Annotated in this window: 16 protein-coding genes, 1 other RNA gene and 1 pseudogene; 9 read left to right on the forward strand and 9 right to left on the reverse strand. The window is 65.9% G+C overall.

Annotated features, from left to right (window positions below):
* The 3 genes and pseudogenes from AC5P7F_RS17965 to AC5P7F_RS17975 form a co-directional block, all read left to right on the forward strand.
* A protein-coding gene (locus AC5P7F_RS17965; protein ID WP_135965916.1) for an IS3 family transposase occupies positions 1–1,157 on the forward strand; the annotation gives its coding sequence in 2 pieces (ribosomal slippage) (positions 1–241 and positions 241–1,157; 1,158 coding nt in all).
* 68 nt (positions 1,158–1,225) lie between these two features.
* Positions 1,226–2,170, forward strand: coding sequence for an IS481 family transposase (locus AC5P7F_RS17970; protein WP_329765475.1), 945 nt, complete (start codon positions 1,226–1,228; stop codon positions 2,168–2,170).
* A gap of 579 nt (positions 2,171–2,749) precedes the next feature.
* Positions 2,750–3,021: pseudogene (locus AC5P7F_RS17975) on the forward strand (integrase core domain-containing protein); the annotation flags it as partial.
* A 36-nt stretch (positions 3,022–3,057) separates the two neighbouring features.
* Here AC5P7F_RS17975 and AC5P7F_RS17980 read toward each other — a convergent pair.
* Entirely contained in the window at positions 3,058–4,323 is a 1,266-nt protein-coding gene (locus AC5P7F_RS17980; RefSeq protein WP_337778018.1) for a tyrosine-type recombinase/integrase, read from the reverse strand.
* A gap of 653 nt (positions 4,324–4,976) precedes the next feature.
* On the opposite strand from AC5P7F_RS17980, the gene AC5P7F_RS17985 reads away from it, so the two are divergent.
* Entirely contained in the window at positions 4,977–5,381 is a 405-nt protein-coding gene (locus tag AC5P7F_RS17985; RefSeq protein WP_014646159.1) for a DUF6165 family protein, read from the forward strand.
* Between the two features lie 18 nt (positions 5,382–5,399).
* Here AC5P7F_RS17985 and AC5P7F_RS17990 read toward each other — a convergent pair whose 3' ends face one another.
* Positions 5,400–6,446, reverse strand: a complete 1,047-nt coding sequence (locus tag AC5P7F_RS17990; protein WP_164077824.1) for a glycosyltransferase family 9 protein — start codon at positions 6,444–6,446, stop codon at positions 5,400–5,402.
* 20 nt (positions 6,447–6,466) lie between these two features.
* On the opposite strand from AC5P7F_RS17990, the gene AC5P7F_RS17995 reads away from it, so the two are divergent.
* Genes AC5P7F_RS17995 through AC5P7F_RS18005 form a run of 3 tightly spaced genes read left to right on the forward strand, consistent with a single transcriptional unit; the run spans position 6,467 to position 8,369 of the window.
* The gene (locus tag AC5P7F_RS17995) at positions 6,467–7,216 is read left to right on the forward strand and encodes a 3-deoxy-D-manno-octulosonic acid kinase (RefSeq protein WP_032958195.1); all 750 of its coding nucleotides are present in this window, start codon (positions 6,467–6,469) and stop codon (positions 7,214–7,216) included.
* A complete protein-coding gene (locus AC5P7F_RS18000; RefSeq protein WP_069117572.1) occupies positions 7,216–7,983 on the forward strand; it encodes an MBL fold metallo-hydrolase in 768 nt (255 codons plus the stop codon). The genes AC5P7F_RS17995 and AC5P7F_RS18000 overlap by 1 nt, the downstream gene beginning before the upstream one ends.
* Positions 7,980–8,369 carry a nuclear transport factor 2 family protein gene (locus tag AC5P7F_RS18005; RefSeq protein WP_053495267.1) on the forward strand — a complete coding sequence of 130 codons (390 nt, stop codon included), beginning with the start codon at positions 7,980–7,982 and terminating at the stop codon, positions 8,367–8,369. The genes AC5P7F_RS18000 and AC5P7F_RS18005 overlap by 4 nt, the downstream gene beginning before the upstream one ends.
* 90 nt (positions 8,370–8,459) lie before the next feature.
* Here the strand turns inward: AC5P7F_RS18005 and ffs are convergent.
* An RNA gene (ffs, locus tag AC5P7F_RS18010) (signal recognition particle sRNA small type) lies at positions 8,460–8,556 on the reverse strand.
* 301 nt (positions 8,557–8,857) lie between these two features.
* On the opposite strand from ffs, the gene AC5P7F_RS18015 reads away from it, so the two are divergent.
* Both AC5P7F_RS18015 and AC5P7F_RS18020 read left to right on the forward strand, forming a co-directional pair.
* Complete coding sequence (locus tag AC5P7F_RS18015) at positions 8,858–9,175, forward strand: DMT family transporter (RefSeq protein ID WP_005415486.1); 318 nt, start codon at positions 8,858–8,860, stop codon at positions 9,173–9,175.
* A gap of 359 nt (positions 9,176–9,534) precedes the next feature.
* The gene (locus AC5P7F_RS18020; RefSeq protein WP_197602837.1) at positions 9,535–20,427 is read left to right on the forward strand and encodes an autotransporter-associated beta strand repeat-containing protein; all 10,893 of its coding nucleotides are present in this window, start codon (positions 9,535–9,537) and stop codon (positions 20,425–20,427) included.
* Between the two features lie 100 nt (positions 20,428–20,527).
* On the opposite strand, the gene AC5P7F_RS18025 is transcribed toward AC5P7F_RS18020, so the two are convergent.
* Genes AC5P7F_RS18025 through AC5P7F_RS18050 form a run of 6 tightly spaced genes read right to left on the reverse strand, consistent with a single transcriptional unit; the run spans position 20,528 to position 25,691 of the window.
* Positions 20,528–21,154 (reverse strand): hypothetical protein, encoded by a 627-nt coding sequence (locus AC5P7F_RS18025; protein WP_164077820.1) that lies wholly within the window; start codon positions 21,152–21,154, stop codon positions 20,528–20,530.
* 1 nt (position 21,155) lies between these two features.
* Positions 21,156–21,842 (reverse strand): TadE/TadG family type IV pilus assembly protein, encoded by a 687-nt coding sequence (locus AC5P7F_RS18030; protein WP_032958205.1) that lies wholly within the window; start codon positions 21,840–21,842, stop codon positions 21,156–21,158.
* Entirely contained in the window at positions 21,839–22,222 is a 384-nt protein-coding gene (locus AC5P7F_RS18035; protein WP_041863110.1) for a DUF192 domain-containing protein, read from the reverse strand. Before AC5P7F_RS18035 ends, AC5P7F_RS18030 begins: the two co-directional genes overlap by 4 nt.
* 10 nt (positions 22,223–22,232) lie before the next feature.
* Positions 22,233–23,123: a type II secretion system F family protein gene (locus tag AC5P7F_RS18040; protein ID WP_014646167.1), complete on the reverse strand. Its 891-nt coding sequence runs from the start codon at positions 23,121–23,123 to the stop codon at positions 22,233–22,235.
* Positions 23,120–23,974, reverse strand: coding sequence for a type II secretion system F family protein (locus tag AC5P7F_RS18045; RefSeq protein WP_014646168.1), 855 nt, complete (start codon positions 23,972–23,974; stop codon positions 23,120–23,122). Before AC5P7F_RS18045 ends, AC5P7F_RS18040 begins: the two co-directional genes overlap by 4 nt.
* Positions 23,967–25,691, reverse strand: a complete 1,725-nt coding sequence (locus tag AC5P7F_RS18050) for a TadA family conjugal transfer-associated ATPase (protein WP_080342718.1) — start codon at positions 25,689–25,691, stop codon at positions 23,967–23,969. Before AC5P7F_RS18050 ends, AC5P7F_RS18045 begins: the two co-directional genes overlap by 8 nt.

Here is a 25,691-nt window from a genome sequence, read left to right on the forward strand (position 1 = left end):
ATGTCAAAGCGTCGCAAGTTCAGTGCCGAGTTCAAGCGTGGCGCGGTGGAGCAAGCCAGTCGGCCCGGTGTCAGCTGCGCCCAGGTGGCCCGTGAGCTGGGCATCCGCGACAGTCTGCTGACCCGCTGGAAGCGGGAGGCGGAGACGGTGGGGAAAGCCGCCTTTGCGGGTACCGGGAGCCCGCGTGACGAGGAGGTTGCCTGGCTCAAGCGCGAGTTGGCCAGGATCACCAAGGAGCGGGATTTTTTGCGCGAAGCGGCGACGTTCTTTGCCAAGGGATCATCCTGAGGTATCAGGTGATCGAACGTTGCCGCGATGAGTTTCCGATTCGCCTGATGTGCCGCTGCCTGCGGGTGTCAACCAGCGGCTACTACGACTGGAGCAAACGACTGCCCAGCCCTCGTCAATGCGATAACGAGCGCTTGCTGGGCCGTATCCATGCGCTGCATCAGGACAGCCGGGGCACGCTGGGTGCCGGCCGCATGCAGGAGGATCTGGTCGAGGAAGGGTTGATGGCCAGTCGGAACCGGGTTGCCCGGCTGATGGCGGTAGCCGGCCTTCAGGGCTGGCCACGCCCGAAACGGCGTGGTCAGCGCGCCCAACCGGCACTGACGCCGCCGGGCGTGCGCAAGCTGCTGGAGCGTGATTTCAGCGCCTTGGAGCCGGAAACCAAGTGGGTGACCGACATCACCGAGATCAAGACCCAGCAGGCCAAGCTGTATCTATGCGTCGTGCTGGACCTGTTTGATCAGCGCATTGTGGGCTGGTCCATGCATCATCGGCAGGACCGGCAGATGGTGATCAGAGCGGTGCAGATGGCGGTTTGGCAACGGCAGGAGCGGCATCCGCTGATCCTGCACTCCGACCGCGGCAGTCAATTTCGTAGCGGCGATTACCAGGGCTACCTGGCCGCCAATGGCCTGCTTTGCTCGATGAGTGCGGTGGGGCATTGTGGCGACAATGCCGCCTGCGAGGGGTTCTTTGGTCTGCTCAAACGCGAGCGGATCTATCGCACAACGTATCCAACACTCGATGCCGCCCGGTCCGATGTGTTCGAATACATCGAGCGCCGCCACAACCCCAGGATGCGACGGCGTCGGGTCAAGCAGGACCAGAAGTTTTCAGCCCTTTCCAAACAGTCCGTAATTTCGGGGTAGAACCCTTCATCCGGGGCATCTCTGGAAGATGGTGGTTACCAAGCCAAACCAGCCCCCAGGAGCCCCGGATGAACCTGCATAAACATGCCCGTTTGAGCCCTCGCGGTCGAGCCCTGCTTGTGGACCGCATCCTTGTTCAAGGCCTACGCGCCGAAGAGGCGGCCCATGCCGCCGGCGTCAGCGTGCGCACCGCCTACAAATGGCTCAAGCGTTTCAGCCAGGAAGGGCCGGATGGCCTGCTCGATCGCTCCTCCCGTCCTCATCACTGTCCGCATGCAACTCCGCAGGCGGTAGTGGATCGGGTGTTTGAACAGCGACGTGCGCGCCAGACCTATCGCCAGATCGCCGAACAGTTGCCGGTGGCGCCGAGCACGATTGCCCGCCTGCTGCGGCGCGCTGGTTTGCACCGGCTGGCCGAGTTGGAGCCGGCACCGCCGACCAACCGCTACGAATACGCCCGGCCCGGCCAGTTGCTGCATTTGGATATCAAGAAACTGGGGCGCTTCCGCCAGCCCGGCCATCGCGTTACCGGCAATCGTCAGATCAACTCTCGCGGCGGCGGTTGGGAGTATGTCCATCTGGCCATCGACGACCACTCGCGCGTGGCCTTTGCCTCCATCGAGCCGGATGAGCGCGCCCGCAGTGCCGGCCGGGCCCTGTTGCTGGCCGTGCGTTACTACCGTGGGCTGGGCCTGCGCTTCGAGCGCGTGCTGACCGACAACGGCGCCTGTTACAGATCACGCAGCTTCCGCCGTCTCGTGCGCCGGCTCGGTATGCACCACCTGCGCACCCGGCCCTACACGCCGCGCACCAACGGCAATGCCGAGCGCCTGGTGCAGACCAGTCTGCGCGAGTGGGCCTACGCACGCGCCTATGACAGCTCCGAACAGCGCGCCCATGCGCTCGGGCCGTGGCTGCATCACTACAACTGGCACCGGCGCCATGCCAGCCTCGGCTACAAACCACCTATTTCCCGAATTCCACTGAACAACGTGTTGGGTTTACACACCTAGCCAATCGATTGAGGTGGCAGGCGGCGACGGACGGTACATCGCGATGGTTCGATGCCAATGGTCAATTGGTGGCGACTGCGTATTGTTGGAGAGACGGTGGTCCGGATGGGCAAACGCACGGGGACTGCCTGTATGGCGAGGGTGCGGTGATTGCGCTGACCGAGATCGGCCGCACGCAGCTCGAAGGGCTCGTCGGCCCCCGCCGGGTCGAAACCGTGGCTCGGCGTGCTCGATCACATAACGCCCAGAACCAAGAGCGATTCGCTGCTTCGAGACCGCCCGACGATCCAGGATTACCTGACTAGTGCCGTTCGTCTTGTGCCGATATCTGAATCGCTTCCCCGCTAGCACTGAATAGTTGCATCGCCACCGGTCACATGCCTGTGATTCAACGCGGCTGGGAAGGCCGTGCTCATCTCCCCCGGCTGTTCTCGAAGGTCCGCTTCTGGCCGAAAGCGGACATCGGTGCCATGCCAAGAGTCCAACTGGCTGGCTGCTGTGACCACTTCGTTTGGCGGCGCTGTCCAACTGCTTGGTTGTTAGTAGCATGACCTGAGCAGGAACCGATGGGTCGCTACACAACTAGCCGAGGCCGGGGTCGAACTGTCGGCGGGCAGCGTGCACGATAGCTATGGCAGCACGCTGGCCGAGACGACCAATGGGCTGTACAAGGCCGAGGTGATCCATCGGCATTCGTGGCGCAATCGCGATCAGGTGGAGCTGGCTCCACGCTGGACTGGGTGTACTGGTACAACCACCAATGACTGCTGGGGGCGATCGGGAACATCCCGCCAGCGGAAGCCGAAGCGGCTTACTATCGGCAGCAAGTCGGTCAGGCCAAAGCGGCCTGACTCAAACCAAATGGCCTCCAAGAAAGTCGGGGCGGTTCAGTCCGGAGCAGGTCTGGGGAGGATGAAATCAGCCCATGCCTGCATCATGGGGCGTCGTTGCTCCAGCAGATCGGTGCGGTGATAGGCAGCTTCGACCTTGTTTTGGACAGTGTGGGCCAGCGCGCGTTCAGCAAGATCCCGAGCATAGCCTTCCTCGCTGCACCAGTCGCGAAAGCTTGACCGGAAGCCGTGCGCGGTGGCTATCCGCTTGTCGCTATCGCTGTGGGCCTTCAGGCGGCGCAATAGCGCAGTTAGGGTCATGTCCGAGAGGACTGTTCGGGAATGGATCGATGGGAAGACCAGATGATCGTGCTTGCCTACCTGTACCTGCAGCAAAGTGATGGCTTGCTCAGAGAGTGGGACTCGATGGGTCTGGCTGGCTTTCATGCGATCGGCAGGAATGATCCAGACTTTGTTGCGCAAATTGACCTCATCCCAAGTCATTCCCCTGACTTCGCCAGAGCGCGCAGCGGTCAAGATCAAAAACAGCAGCGCACGTTTGGTGACATCTAGCTCGTATGTATCCACCAGTCTAGTTTTGACAAACGCCGGGATGTCAGTCCAGGGCATGGCAGGTTGGTGCTCTTGTCGGACCGTCTTGCTGGGTTGTACCGGTAGCAGATGGGTGACTACATCCACAGGGTTGGCTTGGTTGAACCCGTGCGCCCAGCCCCAGGCCATCACGGCATGCAAACGCTGCTTTACCCGGGAAGCGGTCTCCGCTTTTTCCAGCCAGATCGGGCGCAAGACATCGGCCATATGACGGGGCTGAAGTTGGTCCATCGGCAAGGAGCCGATCTTGGGGAAGGCGTACTCGGTAAGCGTGTTGATCCACTGCTGGGCGTGCTTGGCATTCTTCCACCCTGGCTTGAGTTCGGCATGTACCTGTTCTGCCGCCTCTTGGAAGGTTGGCATCACGGGTGCAGCAACTGCGGGCGCCTTGGTCGCCAGGGGATCTTGCCCAAGTGCAATCTCTTCGCGCATTTCGCGAGCCAGCTTGCCGGCAAGGGCGATGCTCACATGCGGGTAGCTGCCGAGGCCTGCATTGCGGCGTTTGCCAGTGGTAGGGCTCACGTAGCGTAGGACCCACTTACCTTGCCCCTTCTTTGTGCGTGAAGGATGCAGGCTTAGGCCGGGGACTCCGCCGTGTGGCAGTGCTGTGCTCCCGGGAGTGGTGCTTCTGGCTTTGATGTCGGTAAGCAGTGCCATGGGTGTCTGGTATGCCATCTGGTATGCCATCCAGTATGCCATCTGGTATGCCATTTCGCGTTGGGTGGTGATGGGTGTTGCTGGACGGTGCTGGATGATGTCACTTGTAAGCCATTGAAAATAAATGGCAAATATATGTTATTTGCGATGCCACTGGATTTCCTTGGACGGATCTATGGCAGTCCCCCTCTCCGCCAGATAAAGAAAAAGGGCTGCCGAAAGGCAGCCCTTTTTCTTTATCTGGCGCGGGACGCGACGCGCTCTGCGCGTCGCCCCACACGTTGCTGCGCAACGCGTGGGCCCCTCCCTTTGCCGGCCTCTCCCCGCCCCTGTCGGGGCAGCCCCTCAACAGAGGGGCTTGGTCCTCCAGATGCATCACGGGAGATCCGCGCGGTGCGATGCGCGGCGGGAATCACGCCGTAGTGACCCTGTACTGATCTGGCGCGGGACGCGACGCGCTCTGCGCGTCGCCCCACACGTTGCTGTGCAACGTGTGGGCCCCTCCCTTTGCCGGCCTCTCCCCGCCCCTGTCGGGGCAGCCCCTCAACAGAGGGGCTTGGTCCTCCAGATGCATCACTGAGATCCGCGCGGTGCGTGGATGCTGTTCCTGCTGGCAGGCTCATCCACGCATGGCGTGGATCTACCGGGGATATCCGTGCGGACGCTGCGGGTTACCATGTACGCATCACCTGCTGGAGCTTTTCCCCATGACCGCTGAAATCCTCGTTCCCGTTTCTTTCGGCGAGCTGCTGGACAAGATTTCGATCCTGCAGATCAAGTCCGAGCGCATCAGCGACGAGGGCAAGCTGGCCAACGTGCGCAGGGAGCTGTCGGCGCTGGAGCAGACCTGGATGGCACACCCGGCGGCCGTGAAGGACATCGCCAGGCTGCGTGCCGAGCTGAAGGTGGTCAACGAGCAGCTGTGGGAGATCGAGGACGACATCCGGCTGAAGGAGAAGGCGCAGGCGTTCGACCAGGGCTTCATCGACCTGGCGCGCAGCGTGTACCTGCGCAATGACGAACGCGCGCGCATCAAGAAGGCGATCAACCTGGCGCTGGGCTCGGCGTACGTGGAGGAGAAGTCCTATCAGGATTACGCGCAGCGCGTGTAATCCCGGGCGGCCTGCCGCTCACTCCAGGTGGTCGGCGACGTAGCGTTCGAAGGCAGCGATACCGTCTTCCACGGTGATCAGTTCCATCACATCGTCGAACTCGATCTTGGTGCCCCACTTCAGATCGGTGGCCTGCTTGGCGAGGTACTTGCGTGCCGCATCGTCGTAGCGGTCCACGCAATAGCGACGATCCGAGTACGGGCCGCTGCGGTTCGGATTGCTGGCCGCATGCAGGCCCAGCACCTTGGCGCCCATCGCGTTGGCGATGTGCATCGGGCCGGAATCGGGCGTCATCACCAGGTTGGCGCGGGCCAGCAGGGCGGGCAGCTGCTTCAGCGTGTCCTTGCCTACCAGGTCCAGCGCCGGCGTGTGCAGCTGTGCCTGGATGGCGTCGGCCATGCTGCGCTCAAGTTCGCTGCGGCCGCCGCACAGCACCACCTGCCAGCCGCGCGTGACCGCGTGGTTGGCCACGGCGGCGTAGCGGTCGGCGTACCAGTTGCGGCGCACGTGGCTGGAGCACGGCGAGATCATCAGCACCGGGCGACCATCGTCGTGCCACTGCGCGGCGGCCCACTCATATGCCGACTGCGGCACGGCCAGGTCCCAGCTGACCTCGGTCTGGCGCAGGCCCAGCGGTTCGCAGAAGCTGCCGATGGCATCGAGCACATGGATGCCCGGACGGTCGGGAATGCGTTCGTTGATGAAAAGCCCATGCAGGTCCTTCGAGCGGCTGCGGTCGTAGCCGATGCGGCGCTCGGCCGGAATGAAGGCCGACAGCAGGTTGGCGCGGAACGCGACCTGCATCTGCAGCAGCGCTTCGAAGCGCCCCGGCGGCAGCTGCCTGCGCAGTTCCTTGACCCCGGCCATGCCGCTCTTCTTGTCGTAGGCATGGAAGGTGACGCCGGGCAGGCCGTCGAGCAGCTTGTGGCCGACCTTGTCGATGATCCAGTGGATCGGCGTGTCCGGGCGCGCGGCCTGCAGGGTACGCACCAGGGGCAACACGTGGGTGACATCGCCAAGTGCGGACAGGCGCAGGAGGCACAAGGAGGAGGACGCTGATGCCATGTGTTGTTAGACTCAATGAAATGGTCGCATTCGACGCCAATGAAGCGCTGACGCCATGCCGCGAGGGTCGCGGCATCGGGGCCATTCTGTTCGACCGCGAGCGGCTGCGGCAAGCCGAGATCGGCCTGTTCTCGCCCCAGCACTGGGGCAGCAGGGCCCGGCCGGTGGGCGAGGGCGGCCGCGGCAGCGCCTGGTTCGTCGATGCGCCGTTCGGTGCCAGCGTGCTGCGCCACTACCTGCGCGGCGGCATGGCGGCCCGTATCAGCCATGACCAGTACCTCTGGCGCGGCTCGGACCGGACCCGCAGCTTCGCCGAATTCCGCCTGATGCGCGCCCTGCGCGAGAAAAAGCTGCCGGTGCCACGGCCGATCGCCGCGTTCTACATGCGCGAGGGCCTGCGCTACCGGGCGGCGATCCTGATGGAGCGGATCGAGGGCGTGCGCTCGCTGGCCGACCGCGCACTGGTGGCCGGCCGGGGGGCTCCCTGGGAGGAGACCGGGCGCCTGATTGCCCGTTTCCATCGTGCCGGCCTGGACCATGCCGATCTCAACGCGCACAACATCCTGTTCGATGGTAGCGGCCATGGCTGGCTGATCGATTTCGACCGCGGCGTGATCCGCATCCCGGCGACCGCCTGGCGCGAGCGCAACCTCAAGCGCCTGCTGCGCTCGCTGATCAAGCTGCGCGGCGAGCGCAGCGTGGAAGACGTGCAGAAGGACTACGCGCGGCTGCGCCGTGCCTATGACATGGCCTGGAACCGGGGCACCTGATGGACTGGGCGTTGCGTTTCCTCGGCGTCGGCAATGCGTCGGCGGTCGAGCTGGGGTCGCCGATGTCGGTGATCGAGCGCGATGGGCGCCCATGGCTGACCATCGATTGTGGTGGCGAAGGCCTGACCGCGTTCAAGGCGCACTACGGGCAGATGCCGCAGGCGCTGTTCGTCACCCATGTGCACCTGGACCACGTGGCCGGCTTCGAGCGCCTGTTCGTGGATACCTTCTTCAATGCGCACCGGCGCGGCAAGGTGCGCCTGTACGTGCCCGCCACGGTGGTGCCGCTGCTGCACAAGCGCATCGGGGATTACCCGAACGTGCTGGCCGAGGGCGGTGCGAACTTCTGGGATGCCTTCCAGCTGATCGTGGTGGGCGAGGCGTTCTGGCACGAGGGCGTGCGCCTGGAAGTGTTTCCGGTGCGCCACCACTGGCCGGAGACGGCCTATGGGCTGCGCCTGCAGGGCGCGCTGACCTGGAGCGGCGATACCCGGCCGATTCCGGAGATGCTGGCCCGCTTCGCCGGTGACAACGAACTGATCGCTCACGATTGCGGCCTGCACGGCAATCCCTCGCATACCGGCGTGGACGATCTGGAGCGTGAGTACAGCGCCGAACTGCAGGCGCGGATGATGCTGTACCACTACGCCAGCGCGGCCGATGGTCTGGCGCTGGCTGCGCGTGGGCACCGCGTGGCGCAGCCGGGGCAGTGCGTGCCGCTGGCGAGCCCGACCGCCCCGCACGTGCTGGCCCAGGACCCGCCGTGAGGGGTACCGGCCAGCCCGCAGATGCGGCGTTGGCTGCCGGGCTGGAGGCGCTGGAGCGCGCACTGCATGCGCCGCAGGTGCGTGCCGACCGCGAGCAACTGGCCGCATTGCTGGATGAGGATTTCAGCGAGATCGGCAGCTCCGGCCAGTGCTACGACCGTGCGGCCGCGCTGGTGGAGATTCCGCTGGAGCGTGCCCAGGTGCAGATCGAATCGGAGCAGTACGCCGTCTGGCTGCTGTCGCAGGACCTGGCCCAGGTGCGCTACCGCAGCCGCCATCACCTTGATGGGCAGCTGCAGCACTGGGTGCTGCGCAGTTCGCTGTGGCGCCGGCACGGGGACAGATGGCGCATGGTGTTCCACCAGGGCACGCCCGAGGCAGGGTAGCGCGGCGCCATGCCGGGCCAAGAATGCGAAGCCGGGGTCAGATCCCTCTGCCATGCAAAGGGATCTGAGCCCAGTGCGGAAAAGGCGGTGGCCCCGCCGGCTGACCTCGGCGCCCGCGTCGATCGATACCGTTGCTGCCTTCCGGCCCTGGCGGGGTTTTCGACCTAGCGTCGCGAGGGGCCGACGGGGCCACCATAGAGACGTTGGCCGCCCGGTGGGCGGCCAGTTCACGGATCAGGGGAAACAGCGCGCGGCGCGCCGGAGACCACAGCCGGACTGCACATCGGGCTGGCCGATGGCAGACGCGCATTCTAGCGCAGACGGGCCCATCGACGCCAGCTTCATGCACTGAATCGGCCGTAACCCGCTTCCGGCGGCAGCGGCCGGTACCCACCCCCGTTGCTAGAATGCCGGCCAGGAGGAACGACCTCCCCCACATCGGGAACCAATGACCAGGACGGCCTGGCCCTACCAAGAGGAGGGCCGTCATGGCCTGGATCTATCTGTTGTTTGCCGGCCTGCTGGAAATCGTCTGGGCCGTGTCCATGAAGCAGTCCGAAGGCTTCACCCGGCTCACCCCCACCGTGGTCACCATCATCGGCATGATCGCCAGCTTCTGGTTGCTGGCGGTGGCCATGCGCAGCCTGCCGCTGGGAACCGCCTATACGATCTGGACCGGCATCGGCGCGGTCGGGGCGTTCGTGGTTGGCATTGTGTTCCTGGGCGAGCAAGTCAGCCCGATGCGGATCGGTGCGGCGGTGTTGATCGTTTCCGGCCTGGTGCTGATGAAACTCTCCAGCAGCTGAATTTATTTACTCATGGCGGGGAATGGATTCTCCGCCACATGCAGCAATATGCATTTTCGGCAAAACCATTTTGTCCGCCCCTGTTATTTGACGCACGTCATAAAAATAGGGCGCGTGATTCACATGCCGCTGGCACCGTCGGTCGCACAGTGCCGCCATTCGTCGGGCGAAATCGGGGAGTTTTCGCCTTGACGGACGCGCTGGCGCACCTGTCCCCGGGTGCGATCGCGTGAAGATTTGAAGATTTTCAGGAGTTAATGCCTTCAGGCCTTGTTCCCGTTCGGGGAGCCGGGGTGGGCCGCATTGTCTCCAAAAAACCTGCCAGCTGTGCCATCCGGTCTTTTCATGGAGATTTACCGATGAACCGCATTTACCGTCTGGTTTTCAATCGTGCCCTTGGGGTAATGCAGGTTGCTTCGGAGGTCGCCCAGAACCCCGGCGGAAGCGCGGTCAGCGCAGGGCGGGTGCCGCGATTGCGGGCGCACCAGCTGGCGGCGGCTTTGGCCGCCACACTGGCCAGCGGATCGGCATTCGCAGCGTGCACGGGCACCACAACCGTAAACTGCGACAGCACCACCAGCATCAACAACTACTCCAACGCGACCAACGGCCTCACGCTGAACATCGACGCGGGTGCATTGCTGCGTACGCCGCCGATCGTAGGTGGCGGCAACGCAGCAACGCTGACCGGCGACAACGTGACGGTCAACAACAATGGCACGATCGATCCGAGCTCGATCATCCTCGCCTCGCCCGGCCTGGTCATCGGCAATGGTTCTGCCAACAACAGCGCGATCGTCGTCAACAACAACGCCAGCGGACAGATCAAGGGTGTCGTCAACATTGCGACGCTGCTGGGCTTCGGTGGACAGGCGCTGGTGGCACAGAATGTCAACGGCACCACCACCATCAACAACGCCGGCCTGATCAGCACGTCGCTGATCGGTGCAGGCAGCGTTTCCGACGCGACCACGGTGGTTACCTATGGTGGTGCAGCCGCCAATGTGACCAACACAGGCACCATCGACGGACGCGTCGGCCTGGGTGCTTCTGGCGGTAACACGTTCCTCAATTCGGGGGCGGTCAGCGGCAGCGTTCACCTGGGTGATTCAACCGGCGGCAACACCTTCACCGCAGTGTCGGGTTCCAGCGTTGTGAGCGGCGGCGGCAGCGCTCTTGCCGGCGTGATTACCGGTGTCACCGGGGTAAAGGTTGCGGCTGCGGGATCGGTCGACGCCGGTACCGGCAGTGGTGCGGCCAACAACACGCTGGTGTTGCAGAACGTCGTCAGCGGTCCGGGGTCCGGCACCGGCGGAGCGGTGACCACGCTGGGCTGGAACCAGTACCTCAACTTCCAGAAGCTCACCGTCAACAGCGGCACCTGGAACCTGCAGGGTGCGTGGGCGGGTGCAGGTACGACCACGCTCAATGATGGCCTGGTCAATTTCAACAATGCCGGTTCCTTCGGCACAGGGCTGTTCACCGCCAACGGCGGTGCCATCGCCTCTGCCACGGCCGGTCTGAACCTGGCCAACGCTTTCAGCCTTGGTGGCAATCTGTCCCTGGCAGGGACCAATGCGTTCAGCCTGGGGGGCTTGCTGTCCGGTACTGGCGGGCTGACGGTCAACAATACCGGCATCGTTACTCTCGGCGGCGCAAACCTGTTCTCCGGCGGCGTCAACCTCAATGCCGGCGGCCTGGTGCTGGGCAATGCCGGTGCACTGGGCAGCGGCAACCTGACCGTGGGTGGCAGCGCTTCACTGGATACGACGGCGGGCTTCACCCTGGGCAACAATCTGGTGATCAATGGCGGGGGCTCGCTGAACCTGCTGGGCAGCAATGCGTTGTCATTGAACGGTTCGATCTCCGGTGCCGGCAACCTGACCAAGAGCGGCGCCGGCACCCTCACCTTGAACGGCGCCAATGCGCTGACCGGCAGTTTCAACCTGGCCGGAGGCGCGTTGGCGCTGGGCGCGGGCGGCAGCCTGTCACCCACCGGTGCGATCACGGTCGGCGTCGGTACCACCCTGGACCTGTCGGCGGCCGCCAACCAGACCATCGGTTCGCTGGCGGGCCTCGGCGGTTCGGTCAACCTGGGCAGCCACACGCTCACCCTCGCGGGGCTGGGCGATACCAGCTACAGCGGCACGTTCGCCGCAGGCACGGGTGGCCTGGTCAAGCTGGGCACCGGCGTGCAGACCTTGTCGGGCGTGAACAACCTCAGTGGCGGCGTGGCACTCAACGGCGGCGGCCTGCTGCTGGGCAATGCTGCTGCGCTGGGCAGCGGTGCGCTCAGTGTCGGCGGCAACGTGACGCTCGATGGAACCACGGGGGCGCTTGCACTGGCCAACGCGGTCAACCTCGGTTCGGGTGCCAGCCTCAATCTGCTCGGCAACCAGGCGTTGACGTTCAACGGCGTGATCGGTGGCGCCGGTGGCCTGGTCAAGAGCGGTGCGTCGTCGCTGACGCTCAATGGCGCCAACACCTTCGGCGGCGGCGTGGCGTTCAATGCCGGCAGCCTGGTGCTGGGCAACGCTGGAGCACTGGGAACCGGTGCGCTGAATGTTGGTGGCGTGGTGTCGCTCGACACCAGCGCGGCGCTTGCGGTCGGCAATGGCATCACGCTGGGCGCGGGTGGCTCGCTCAATGTGCTGGGCTCGAACGCATTGACGCTGGGCGGCGCCATCGGTGGCACCGGCAGCCTGGTCAAGAACGGTGCCGCCACGCTTACGCTGGGTGGCGCAAATACCTTCACCGGCGGCCTGGCGATCAATGCCGGCAAGGTTGCGGTGGGCAGCGGCGGAAGCCTGGCCGCCGGCGGTGCGGTCAGCCTGGCCGGCGTTGGCGCGGACCTGGACATCTCGCTCGGCGGCAACCAGACCATCGGCGCGCTGTCCGGTATTGCCGGCAGCACGGTGACGCTGGGCAGCAGCACGCTCACCTTCGGTGATGCCACCAACCAGACGTTCGCCGGCGTGATCGGCGGCACCGGTGGCCTGATCAAGCAGGGCACCGGCGTGCAGACGCTGAGCGGCGCCAACACCTTCAGTGGCGGCGTGAATCTGACGGCGGGTGGCCTGCTGCTGGGCGACAGCAGTGCGATCGGCAGCGGGGCGTTGACGGTCAGTGGCAACGGTTCGCTGGATGCCACGACAGCGCTGAACCTGGGCAATGCGATCAACCTCGGCGCGGCCCTGACCCTGCCGGGCAGCCAGAACCTGGCCCTGGCCGGCAACATCACGGGCACAGGCAGCCTGGTCAAGAACGGCGCGGCGACACTGACCTTGAACGGTACCAACACCTTCAGTGGTGGACTGAGCGCGAACGCTGGCGCCCTGCTGCTGGGCAACAGCGGCGCACTCGGCACCGGGACGCTGGGCATCGGTGGCAACGTCTCGCTCGACGGCAGTGCGCCGCTGAACCTGGGCAACAACGTGGCACTGGGTGCAGGCGCCGCGTTGTCGCTGCCGGGTTCGCAGTCGATCACGCTGGGTGGGGTGGTGTCCGGTGCGGGCAGGCTGGTGAAGAACGGTGCCACCACCTTGACTCTCAATGGCGCCAACAGCTTCGGTGGCGGGCTGACCGTCAACGGCGGCGGCCTGCTGCTGGGCAATGCCGGCGCGCTGGGCACCGGTGCATTGTCTGTGGGGGCCAACACCACGCTGGACAGTTCGGTGGCGCTAGACCTGGCCAACAGCGTCAACCTCGGCGCCGGTGCGGTGCTGGATCTGCTGGGCAGCCAGAACGTGTCGCTGGGGGGCGTCATCAGCGGCACCGGCGGGCTGGTCAAGAACGGTGCGGCGACACTGGCGTTGAACGGCGCCAATACGTTCAGCGGGGGCGTCGGGCTCAACGCGGGCGTACTGCAGCTTGGCAACGCACAGGCGCTGGGTACCGGCCAGCTGGACGTGGGCGGCAACGCTTCGCTGGATGCCACTGCGGCGCTTTCGGTGGGCAACACCCTCGGCCTCGCCGCCGGCGCCAACCTCACCGTGCTGGGCAGCAATGACCTGACGCTGACCGGTCCGGTGTTCGGCGCCGGCGGGCTGATCAAGGATGGCGCGGCGCGCCTCACGCTGTCTGGCGCCAACACGTTCGGGGGTGGCACCACCGTCAACGCCGGCACGCTGGCGCTGGGGGCCGGTGGCAGCCTTGCCGCGGCCGGTGCGGTGGATCTTGCCGGTGCCGGTGCGACGCTGGACATCTCCGCAGCCGGTGCCGCGCAGACCATTGGCGCACTCAACGGCGTCGCAGGCAGCCAGCTGGCGCTGGGCGCGCAGTCGCTGACCTTTGGCGGCGCCGGCAACGGCAGCTTTGCCGGCGTGATCGGTGGCACTGGCGGCCTGGTCAAGACGGGTACCGGCGTGCAGACGCTGTCCGGTGCCAACACCTTCAGTGGCGGTGTTGCACTCAACGCGGGTGGCCTGATCCTCGGCAATGCCAGCGCGCTCGGCACCGGTGCGCTGGGCATCGGTGGCACTACCACGCTGGACAGCACGGTGGCGTTGAACCTGGCCAATGCAGTGAACTTCGGTGCGGGCACGCAGCTGACGCTGGGCGGCAGCAACGATGTCACGCTCGGTGGCGTGGTGGCCGGCAATGGCAGCCTGGTCAAGAACGGTACGGGCCTGCTGACCCTCAACAACACCAACACCTTCGGTGGCGGCTTGACCCTGAACGGTGGTGGCCTGGTCGTCGGTGCGGATGGTGCGCTTGGTACCGGCGCGCTGGCGGTGAATACCAGCACCACGCTGGATGCGGGCGCGGCAGTGACGCTCGGCAATGCGGTCACGCTGGGCTCGGGCGTTGCACTGACGGTGCCGGGCAGCAATGCGCTGACGCTGTCGGGCGTAGTCGGCGGCAATGGCAGCCTGATCAAGAACGGCGCTACCACGCTGACGCTGTCCGGTGCCAACACCTACACCGGCGGTACCACCATCAATGCCGGCACGCTGGCGCTGGGCACGGGCGGCAGCCTGGCCGCGGCGGGTGACGTCACGTTGGGCGCGGGCGCCGGCTTCGATATCTCCGGTGCCGGCAGCAGCCAGACCATCGGCGCACTCAATGGTCTGGGCGGCAGCACGCTGGCGCTGGGCGGAAACTCATTGACGTTCGGTACGGCCGGCAACGCCGCGTTCGACGGCGTGATCAGTGGCGGCGGGGGGCTGATCAAGGTGGGCGCGGGCGTACAGACGCTGTCCGGTGCCAACACCTTTGGCGGCGGCGTGACCCTCAATGCAGGCGGGCTGGTACTCGGCAATGACGCGGCGCTGGGCACCGGTGCATTGACGGTCGGCGGTGCTGCCACGCTGGATACCACCGGCCTGGCAACGCTGGCCAACAACATCGCGCTCAACGCCGGGCTGACCGTGCTCGGGACCAACGCACTGACGCTCAACGGCGTCCTTTCCGGTGCCGGCAGCCTGACCAAGAACGGCAGCGCGACGCTGACCTTGAATGGCATCAACAGCTATACCGGTGGCACCAACATCAATGCCGGCACGCTGGCGCTGGGGGCCGGTGCCAGCCTGGCGGCGAGCGGTACCGTGAACCTCGCCACAGGTGCCACGCTGGATCTGTCTGCCGGCAGCGGCACGCAGGTGTTCGGAACCCTGGTCGGCAACGGTACGGTGAACCTCGGCGCCAACTCGATCGAAGTCGGCGGCGCCACCAATGGCACCTTCAGTGGCTCGATCGCAGGCACGGGTGGCCTGACCAAGGTCGGTACGGGCATCGAGACGCTGACCGGTGCCAACACCTACACCGGCGGCACCTTCATCACTGCCGGTACGCTGGCGATTGGTCCGGGCGGCAGCCTTGCAGCCACCGGCGCGGTGACGCTGAGCGCTGCAGGCACCGGCTTCGATATCTCCACCGCAGGTGCCAACCAGACCATCGGCTCGTTGAACGGCGTGGCGGGCTCGACGGTGAGCCTGGGTGCACAGACGCTGACACTCGGTGGTGTGGGCAACAGCCTCTTCGATGGCGCGATTTCCGGCACCGGTGGCCTGGTCAAGAATGGCGCCGGCGTCCTCACACTGGGAGGCGCCAATCTGTTCAGTGGTGGCGTCGCACTCAACGGTGGTGGCCTGGTGGTCGGCAACAACGCTGCGCTCGGCAGCGGTGCGCTGGCAGTGGGCGGCAACGCGACGCTGGATGCATCGACAGGCGTCAACCTGGCCAACAACATCGGGCTCGCAGCGGGCGCGAACCTCGACCTGCTTGGCAGCCAGGCGCTGACACTGGGCGGTGTGATTTCCGGTACCGGCGGCCTGGTCAAGGACGGTGCGACCACCGTGACCCTGAGCGGTGCCAACACCTACACCGGTGGTACCACCATCAACAACGGCACGCTGGCGATCGGCGCGGGTGGCAGCCTCGCCGCGACCGGCGCGGTGAACCTGGCCGGTGCCGGCACGTTCGACATTTCGGCGGGCAACCAGGCCATCGGCTCGCTGGCCGGCGTCGCCGGCAGTACGGTGGCGCTGGGTGGCAGCACGCTGACCCTGGGCGGCACCGTGGACAGCACCTTCAGCGGTGCGATCAGTGGCAACGGCGGGCTGGTCAAGAACGGCGCAGGCGTGCAGACGCTCAACGGCGGCAGCACCTTCAGCGGCGGCGTAACGCTCAACGCCGGCGGCCTGGTGGTCGGCAACAATGCTGCGCTGGGCACCGGTGCGGTGACGGTCGCAGGCGCTGCAACGCTCGATTCGAACACAGCGGTCACCCTCGCCAACAACTTCACCCTCAACAACGCGTTGACCGTCCTCGGCAGCAACAACCTCACCCTCAACGGCAACCTGAGCGGCACCGGCAGCCTGACCAAGGAGGGAGCCGCAACGCTGACCCTGAACGGCACCAACACCTACACCGGTGGCACCAACATCAACGCCGGTACATTGGCACTGGGTGCTGGCGCGAGCCTGCACGCCAGTGGCATCGTCAACCTGGCCTCGGGTGCGACCTTCGATCTGTCGGCGGGCAGCGGCACGCAGCAGTTCGGCACACTGGTCGGCAACGGTACGGTGAACCTGGGGGCCAACACGCTGACGATCGGTGATGCCAGCAATGGCACGTTCAGTGGTTCGTTGGCCGGCTCGGGTGGCCTGATCAAGGAAGGCTCGGGGACCCAGACGCTGACCGGCACCAACACCTTCACCGGGGGTACCACCATCAACGCCGGCACGCTGGCGATCGGCGCCGGTGGCAGCCTGGCGGCGACCGGTGCGGTGAACTTGGCCAATGCCGGTACCACCTTCGACATCAGCGCGGGTGGTGCGCAGGCGATCGGTTCGCTGGCAGGCGTGGCGGGTTCGACCGTTGCGCTGGGCGGCAGCACGCTGACCCTCAATGGCGTGGGCAATACCACGTTCGCCGGCACCATCGGAGGGGCCGGTGGCCTGGTAAAGAACGGCGCAGGCATCCAGGGCTTGACTGGCGTCAACGTCTTCACGGGCGGCGTGACCCTCAATGCCGGTGGCCTGCTGCTGGGCAACGACGGTTCGCTGGGCACCGGCGCGCTGACCGTGGGCGGCAACGCCAGCCTGGACGGCACCAGCGCGCTGACCCTGGCCAACACCGTGCAGCTGGCCAATGGCACGCTGACCCTGGCGGGCAGCAACGCGCTGACCTTGAATGGCCCGATCAGCGGCGCTGGCGGCCTGCTGAAAGATGGCGCGGCAACCGTCACCCTGGGCGGCGCCAGCACCTACACCGGTACCACCACCATCAACAGCGGCACGCTGGCGGTGGCGGCCGGTGGCAGCCTGTCCGGTGCCAGCACGGTGAACCTGTCCGGCGCCGGCACGTTGGACATCAGTGCCGGTGGCAGCCAGAGCATCGGTGGCCTGGCCGGCGTGACCGGATCCAGCGTAGTGCTGGGCGGTGCGACCCTGACCACCGGCGGCAACAACGGCAGCACCACCTTCGGCGGTGTGCTCAGTGGCACTGGTGGCCTGGTGCAGAGCGGCACCGGCACGCTGACCTTGAGCGGCGACAACGTCTATACCGGCGGCACCACCATCAATGGTGGCAGCACGCTGCAGATCGGCAACGGCGGCAGCACCGGCTCGGTGCTGGGCGACATCACCAACAATGGCAGCCTGGTCTACAACCTGGGCACGACGGCAACCGTGGGCGCGGTGGTCAGTGGCAGCGGCGGCCTGACCCAGGCCGGTAGTGGCACGCTGGTGCTGACCGGCAACAACACCTACACCGGCGGTACCATCATCAATGCCGGCGGCACGCTGCAGGTGGGCAATGGCGGTGCGACCGGCGCGATCGTCGGTGACATCACCAACAACGGTGCGCTGGTGTCCAACGTGGCCGGCAACACCTTGCTGGGCGGCACCATCAGCGGCACCGGTGGCCTGACCCAGGCCGGTGCCGGTACGCTGACCCTGACCGGCAACAACACCTATACCGGCGGTACCACCATCAATGCCGGTGGCACGCTGCAGGTGGGCAATGGCGGTGCCACCGGTGCGATCACCGGAAATGTCGCCAACAACGGCAGCCTGGTCTTCGACGTCGCGGGCAACACCACCGTCGGCGGCGCGATCAGTGGCAGTGGTGGCCTGACCCAGGCCGGCAGCGGGGTGCTGACCCTGGTCGGCAACAACACCTACAGCGGCGGTACCACCATCAATGCCGGCGGCACGCTGCAGGTGGGCAATGGCGGTACAACCGGCGCCATCGCCGGCGACATCACCAACAACGGTGCGTTGATCTCCAACGTTGCCGGCAACACCGCGCTGGGCGGCACCATCAGCGGCAGTGGTGGCCTGACCCAGGCCGGCAGCGGTACGCTGCTGCTGACCGGCACCAACAGCTACACCGGCGGTACCACCATCAATGCGGGTGGCACGCTGCAGCTGGGCAATGGCGGTGCGACCGGTTCGATCGTCGGTGATGTCACCAACAATGGCACGCTGCTGTCCAACGTGGCCGGCAACACCACGCTGGGCGGCACCATCAGCGGCAGTGGCGGCCTGACCCAGGCCGGCAGCGGCACGCTGACCCTGACCGGCAACAACACCTATACCGGCCCGACCACCATCAACGCCGGTGGCACGCTGCAGGTTGGCAATGGTGGCGCGACCGGTGCGATCGGCGGCAGTGTCGTCAACAACGGCAGCCTGGTGTTCAACGTGGGTGGCAACAGCACCGTCGGCGGCACCATCAGCGGCAGCGGCGGCCTGAGCCAGGCCGGTACCGGCACCGTGATCCTGACCGGCAACAACACCTATACCGGTGGCACCACCATCAACACCGGCGGCACGCTGCAGGTCGGCAACGGCGGCGCGAGCGGTGCGATCACCGGTAACGTCAGCAACAACGGCAGCCTGGTGTTCAACGTGGGCGGCAACAGCACCGTCGGCGGCACCATCAGCGGCAGCGGCGGCCTGACCCAGGCCGGTACCGGCACCGTGATCCTGACCGGCAACAACACCTATACCGGTGGCACCACCATCAACGCCGGTGGCACGGTACAGGTCGGCAACGGTGGGGCCAGCGGCGCGATCACCGGCAACATCACCAACAACGGTGGCCTGGTGATCAACACCGGTGGCACCACCACGCTGGGCGGCAGCATCAGCGGCGGCGGCAGCATCGTGCAGGCCGGCCCCGGTGGCCTGAACCTCGGCGGCAACAGTGGTGGCTTCAACGGTACCGGCCAGGTCACCGGCGGCGGCCTGAATGTCACCGGCACCATCGGCGGCCAGTGGACCATCGGCAGCGGTACCACGCTGTCCGGCACCGGCACCATTGGTGGCACCGGCGGTGGCGTGACGGTGTCCAGTGGTGGCGTGCTGTCGCCGGGTAATGGCCCGGGCAACGGCAGCGGCACAGGCAATGGCACCGGCACGATCACCGTGGGTGGCAACCTGACCCTGTCGCCGGGCAGCACGCTGGGCATCGATCTGGGTGCCAGCGGCAGCGATACGGTACAGGTGGGCGGCAGCGCCAACGTGGGTGGCAGCACCGTAAAGGTGAACACCATCTCGCCGAGCACCAGCTACCAGCAGGGCCAGCAGTACACGGTGATCAACGCGGGCGGTGGGGTGAGCGGGCAGTTCGCCTCGGCGAACTCGCCGTCGGCCTTCCTGACCATCACCCCGGTCTACACCGCCAACACCGCCAACCTGCAGATCGACGTGGCGCAGACGGCGGCGTTTACCACCGTGGCCAACACGCGCAACCAGTACAACACCGCTGCGGCGCTGGACAGCCTGCCGCAGAGTGGCGCGGCGCTGGGCCTGTACAACACGGTGCTGCTGTATGACGCCAGCACTGCGCGCAGCGCATTCGACCAGCTCTCCGGCGAAGTGCACGCGGCCAGCCGCGCGGTGCTGCTGTACGACAACTATCTGGAAGAGGGCATCCGCCAACGCCTGGGCAGTGAGCTGCCGACCGTGCGTGGTGAGCGTGCCTCGGCCTGGCTGGCTGGTAGCGGCAAGGTGTTCAAGCAGGATGGCGATGGCAATGGCAATGAGATCCGTTCCAACCGCAATGCGGTGATGGCGGGTGTGGACTGGCAGCTGGGTGAACACGTGGTGCTGGGTGCGGCGGCCGGCAACGAACGGCTGGATACGCGCCTGTACGATCGCAGTTCGCGCGCCCGCCTGCGCGGCAACACGTTCGGCCTGTATGCACAGGGACAGTGGAACAACGGCTTTGCGGTCGGTGGCAGCGTGTCGCGCGGTGACTACCGCACGCGCACCACGCGTGAAGTGCCTCTGCTGGGCCAGACCCTGTACAGCCGCCAGGATTCGGACGTGACCATCGCCCAGGTCGAAGGCAGCTGGACCTGGACCCATGGCAGGACCCAACTGCAGCCGTACGTGCAGTTCACCCGGCACTGGGTCGACAGTGATCGTGCGCTGGAGCAGGGTGGCAGTGCCGCACTGGTGCTGGAAGGCGGCAAGGACACGCTCAACGTCAGCACGGTGGGCGTGCGGGGCCGCTGGGACGTGGGTAGCGGCGCGCGCTTCCCGGCGCAGCTGACCGTCGGCCTGGGCTGGCAGCATGCATCGGGTGACACCGATGTGGCCAGGCGCAACCGCTTCGCGGTCGGTGGCGATGCCTTCGATGTCTACAGCGCGGTGATGGCACGCAATGCGCTGGTCAGCCAGCTCGGCGTGGCGGTCGGCCTGGGTCGCAACAGCCAGCTGTCGATGTTCGTGCAGGGCCAGCACGGTGATGGCCGCCGCGATGTCGGCGGGCAGATCAACCTGCGGGTAGGCTTCTAAGGGGGGCGGGCCAGCGGTAGATCCACGCGCTGCGTGGATCTACCGGCGCGGAGGGAGTGAGACCTCCCGCGCCACGGTGTCGGCACTGCAACCACCTCGCTCAGTTCGCCGCATCCTGCGTGCGTCGCCGCAATCCGGCGGGCGGGTCGAACAGGCTCGACGGCACCTCATCGAATGTGACCTCGGTAACCCGCAGGCCGCGTTCGGTACGCTGGTTGCCGGTGCGTCCGCGGTAACCCAGCAGCAGGCCCGTGCGGGTATCGATCCACAACGTGCCGGAGGTGGTGCCATCAGGGCCCTGCGCATTGTCATAGCGCCAGCCGGCAGCGAGGCGACCCAGGATGAACTCGCCGGGTGCGGGAGAGCAGCGCCCTCCGATCGTGTGGCATGGGGCGGCAGGATCGTACCAGTAGGGACCACTGGCGTCGGCGACCGGCAGCGTGTAGTTGCCGCGCTCGCTCACCAGCCATGCCCGGCCGCGCTGGCCCTGGGTGGTCAGCCATGCATCGGGCGCATTGTCGCCGCGGAAATCAATACGGATGGCAGGCCCGCGCAAACGGATCTCGACCTCGACCTCACCACCAGGCGAGCTTGGACCGAGTGGGCCCAGGCCATAAGCGCGTGCCAGCAATCGCGCCTGTGGAGGTTCGTTGTCAGCAGCGTCCGTGGATTGCGCGGCGACGGCCCAGGTTGCTGCCATCAACAGGCTGGCCAGCAGCACGTGCATGTCAGCGCGCCAGGTTGTTGCTGTCATGCACGGGGCTCTGCATGCGGACGATCGCGTAGGACTCGATCGGCATGCGGCGATGGCCGGTGATCGGGTCCTCGATCAGCATCGAGGCCGGGCGGAAGCTGTCGCCTTCGCTGACCAGGTCTGAAAGACCGGCAATCACCCGGTCGGCAAAGGGAACGATCAGGGGCATCGGATAGGTGACCTTGATCTTGAGGATGTTGGCGTCCTGCACGCTGACGCGGCTGCTGCCGACACGTGCATCGCGGAAGGCAAGATTGTCGTTCGGCAGCGCATAGCGCCCATCGAACTGGCGCTCGCGGAACTCGTTGTACGCCGCGCGGCTGGGTGAAATGACCTCGATCTTCGGTGACAGCAACGGGTTCTTCCACAGCAGGGCGACCTTGGCGCGGGCGGCGACGGCACCGGCGGCATCCGGCGAGGTCGCGTACAGGGGAGCCATTGCCATTTCCAGTGCGCTGCGCATCTCGGAATGATTGACGCCACTGACCGCGCCGGCACGCGCGGCCTGCAGCGTGGCGAAATCCAGCAGCGACTTGGCGCGATAGATCAGGACGAACTGGAAGATGACCAGGATGAGGAAGACGAAGGCCGGAACCACGATGCAGAATTCAATCAGCGATTGCCCCCGCTGCTGGCGGATGGATGTGCGGATGTGCTTCATTGCAACGCCCTCGTGGATGGCGGTGCCGCAGGCGGAGAAGGGCACCATTGGAACGTCTCGCCCAGCACCGGAGCAATATGCCTGAGGCTGTCCACCGGCATTTCCAGCGTCGAGTAGGCGCCGCGGCACCAGGCGCCGCGCCATGGGCGCACGGCCTCGCGCCAGCCAACGGCGCGCTGATCGCGGTCCAGGAACAACAGGTCGAGTGGATACCCCATGGCCAGGGTGTGCACGCTCGAGCAGGGGGTTATCAGCAGGCCCTGCCCAGGCTGGAGTGGCGCGCGCAACAGCAGGCCGCGCAGCCGCTGGTGCCAGCGATCGGCATGCCAGACGCAGCTGAGCAACTGCTGGTGGTTGCGGATCAGGGCGCCGGTTCTCATGTGCGCGGACTCACAGGATGCCCTGCTGCTTCATCTGCAGGAAGATGAAGTAGGCCAGGACGACGAAGATCAGCGGGAAGAAGAACAGCACCAGCGGCAGCATCATCTTCACCGGCGCTTCCAGGGCCAGCTTCTCGGCGCGAAGGAAGCGCTCTTCGCGGCGCTGCATGGCCTGCGAGCGCAGTGTGTCACTCAGGCTGGCACCCACCCGGTCCGCCTGGATCAAAGCGCTGGTGAAGCTGGTCACCTGGGAAATGTCGGCGCGATCGGACATGCGCCGCAGCGCTTCGGCACGCGGAAGGCCGGCGCGCAGATCACGCAACATGCGCGAGAACTCCTGTGACAGCGGACCGGGTGGACCCTTGTCGACGGACTGTTCGATCGCACCGGTGATGTTCAGGCCCGCTTCGACGGCCATGGTGATGAAGTCGAGGAAGATAGGCAGGTCGCGGATCACATGCTTGGAGCGCGCTTTCCGCCGTTCGCCCAGCCACAGCGTGGGATACATCCACCCGAAGGGTGCGCCGAATGCCAGGGCCATCAGCACGGAGCCGACTCCGAACCGGCCCAGCAGGATGATGGTGAGCAACAGGAAGGTACTGGCCACGGCGGCGGAGACAATGCGTGCGCCATACAGTTCTTCCGGTGACAGCACGAAGTCCTGGCCGGCCGACTGCAGGCTGCGATGCGCGCGCTCCAGCTGTGCCGAGGACAGGCGCGGCCCGGCCAGGCGCGTAGCGACCGTAATCAGCGGCCACAGGATGCGCAGCAGCAGCGGCAGCGGATCCTGGTAGTTGCGCTGGTCCACCTCGACCGACTGCACCAGTCCGCGCAGCGCGAATGCAAGCAGCCCAACAGCGGCAGCGGCAAGCAGTGCGACCAGGATGAGCAGGGCGTTCATATATCGATCGTCATGATTTTGCGGCACATGCGGTAGCCGAGGTATTCCAGTACCCCGATCAGGGCCATGACGCACCAGCCGATGAAGGTGTGGAACATGGGGTTCATCGTTTCTGGATAGAACAGCACGAGGAAGCCGACAAGGCCGGCTGGCAGCATCGCCATGACGATGCCCTGCAGGCGCCCCTGCGCGGTAAGTGCCTTGACCTTGCCTTCCATGATGAGCTTGCGCCGCAGCGTTTCGGCGAGCGTGGAGAGGCTCTCGGCGAGATTGCCACCAACCTCGCGCGAAATGCTGACGGCGGCCACGAACAGCTTCACGTCGGCAATGGGCACGCGGGCGGCGAAGTTGTCCAGTGCCTCCTCCGTGCGCACGCCCATGTGCTGCTCGCGCAGTACCAGTGCCAGCTCCTGGGCCAGCGGAGGCAGGCCGTCATGGGCCAGTGCTTCCAGCGCAGGATTGAAGCCGACGCCGGCCTTGAGGCTGCCGGCCAGCATCAGCAGCCCGTCGGGCAACTGCTGCTGGATCTGGTCGAGGCGGCGCTGCTTCAGCCACAGGTAGATCTTGCGTGGCGCTATGGCCAGCAGGATCAGGGCCAGGATCGGCAGCAGCAGGTTGCCGCCGGTGACGATCCACAGCAGCACGGGAATCGCCAGCAGCATCAGGACGTTGGTCCTGAACAGCACGCGCGGGTCGACGAACAGGAACATGTCGGCCAGATTGACCCGCGCCTGGTCCATGAAGTTGGCGCGGTAACGGTCCATGAAGCCGGAGCTGGCACGCGCCAGCAACAGCACCGAGCCCGTCACGCAGGCAAAACACAGCAGGGCGATCAGCAGGATGTCACTCATTCCGCCGTCCCCCGGTACGGAAAATGTCCAGGTCAACGGCGACGCCGCGCTCGGCAAGCTCTTCATAGAACTCCGGCACTGCACCGGTCGCGACGAACTCGCCCACCACCTTGCCATCGCGTCCGGCAGTGGAGCGTGCCTTGAACAGGAACACATCCTGCAGCTGGATGGTTCCGCTTTCCATGCCCGTCAACTCAGTGATGTGGCTGACCTTGCGCGAACCGCAGGGGAAGCGCTTCTGGTGCACGATCAGGTCCACTGCCGACGAGATCTGTTCGCGCACCACCGTCATCGGCAGCTCCATGCCGGACATCATGACCATCACTTCCAGGCGCGACAGCGCCTCGCGCGGATTGTTGGCATGGGCGGTGGTCAGCGATCCTTCGTGGCCGGTGTTCATGGCCTGCAGCATGTCCAGTGCTTCGCCGCCGCGGCACTCGCCGACCACGATGCGGTCCGGGCGCATGCGCAGCGCGTTGCGCACCAGGTCGCGGATGGAAATATGGCCCTTGCCTTCCATGTTGGGAGGACGCGCTTCCAGGGCAACCAGGTTGGGCTGGACGAGCTTCAGTTCGGCCGCGTCCTCGATGGTGACGATGCGATCGGTATCGGGAATGAAGTTGGAAAGGATGTTGAGCAGGGTGGTCTTGCCGGAGCCGGTGCCGCCGGTGACGACGATGTTGCGCCGTTCGCGCACCGCAACGATCAGGAATTCCAGCATCGGCTGGCTGAGCGAACCGAAGGTGAGCAGGTCCTTTCCTTCCAGCTTGCGCTTGGCGAACTTTCGGATGCTGATGCTCGGGCCGCGCAGCGCCACCGGCGGAATGATGGCGTTGACGCGGGAGCCATCCTTCAGTCGCGCGTCGACCATCGGCGAGCTTTCGTCGATGCGGCGACCGAGGGGCGTCACGATGCGCTCGATGGCTGACAGCACCGCGCGGTCACTGGTGAAGACAATGGGGGACCGTTCGATCCGGCCCGCACGTTCAATGAAGATCTGGTCGTGCGCGTTGACCATGATTTCCGTCACCGTCGCATCGTCGATCAGGTCTTCCAGCGGGCCCAGGCCGATGGCCTCATCGAGCACCTCCTTGGCCAGCCTGCGTGGGTTGATCGTCTTGGGAAGCTCGGAGAACTCCCGTTGCATCACTTCATCGATCAGCTTGATCGTGGCGTTGCGCAGCGACTCATCGTCCATGCTGCGCACGTCAAGCCGGCGCAGGTCCATCTGCTTGACCAGCGAGGCATGCAGCTTTGCACGATAGACCGCCATGTCCGGCGGCAGCTGCTCCGGCCGCGCCAGCTGGCGTTCGCTGGATGGCTGCGCCGGTGCGGGTGCCGGTGCGGGCGTGGCGTCCACCGGTACATCGTTGGCCGCGCCCGCATTGAAACTTCCAGCATCGGCGGTGGGTTCGGCCGGCGGGTCGTCGTCCACCACCTGCAGCAGGTAGTCGCCGATCTGCACCCGGTCACGGCTGGTGAGCGGGCCACGGCTGCCTTTGACCTGTTCGCCATTCACCAGTACCGGCGAGCGGCCTCCCAGGCTCTCGATGAAGATGCCCTCGTCCTCGCGCTTCAGCGCCGCATGGCGTTGGGCGATGCTCCAGCCCTGCAGCACCACCAGGTTGCCGTCGCCACGGCCGATCCCGCATTCACGGTGCAGGCAGCGGACACGTCGCTGGTCGCGGTTGGGTGTGTCGATGAGGATGTTGAACAT

Source organism: Stenotrophomonas sp. YJH_SMC_105-26, from assembly GCF_059368915.1.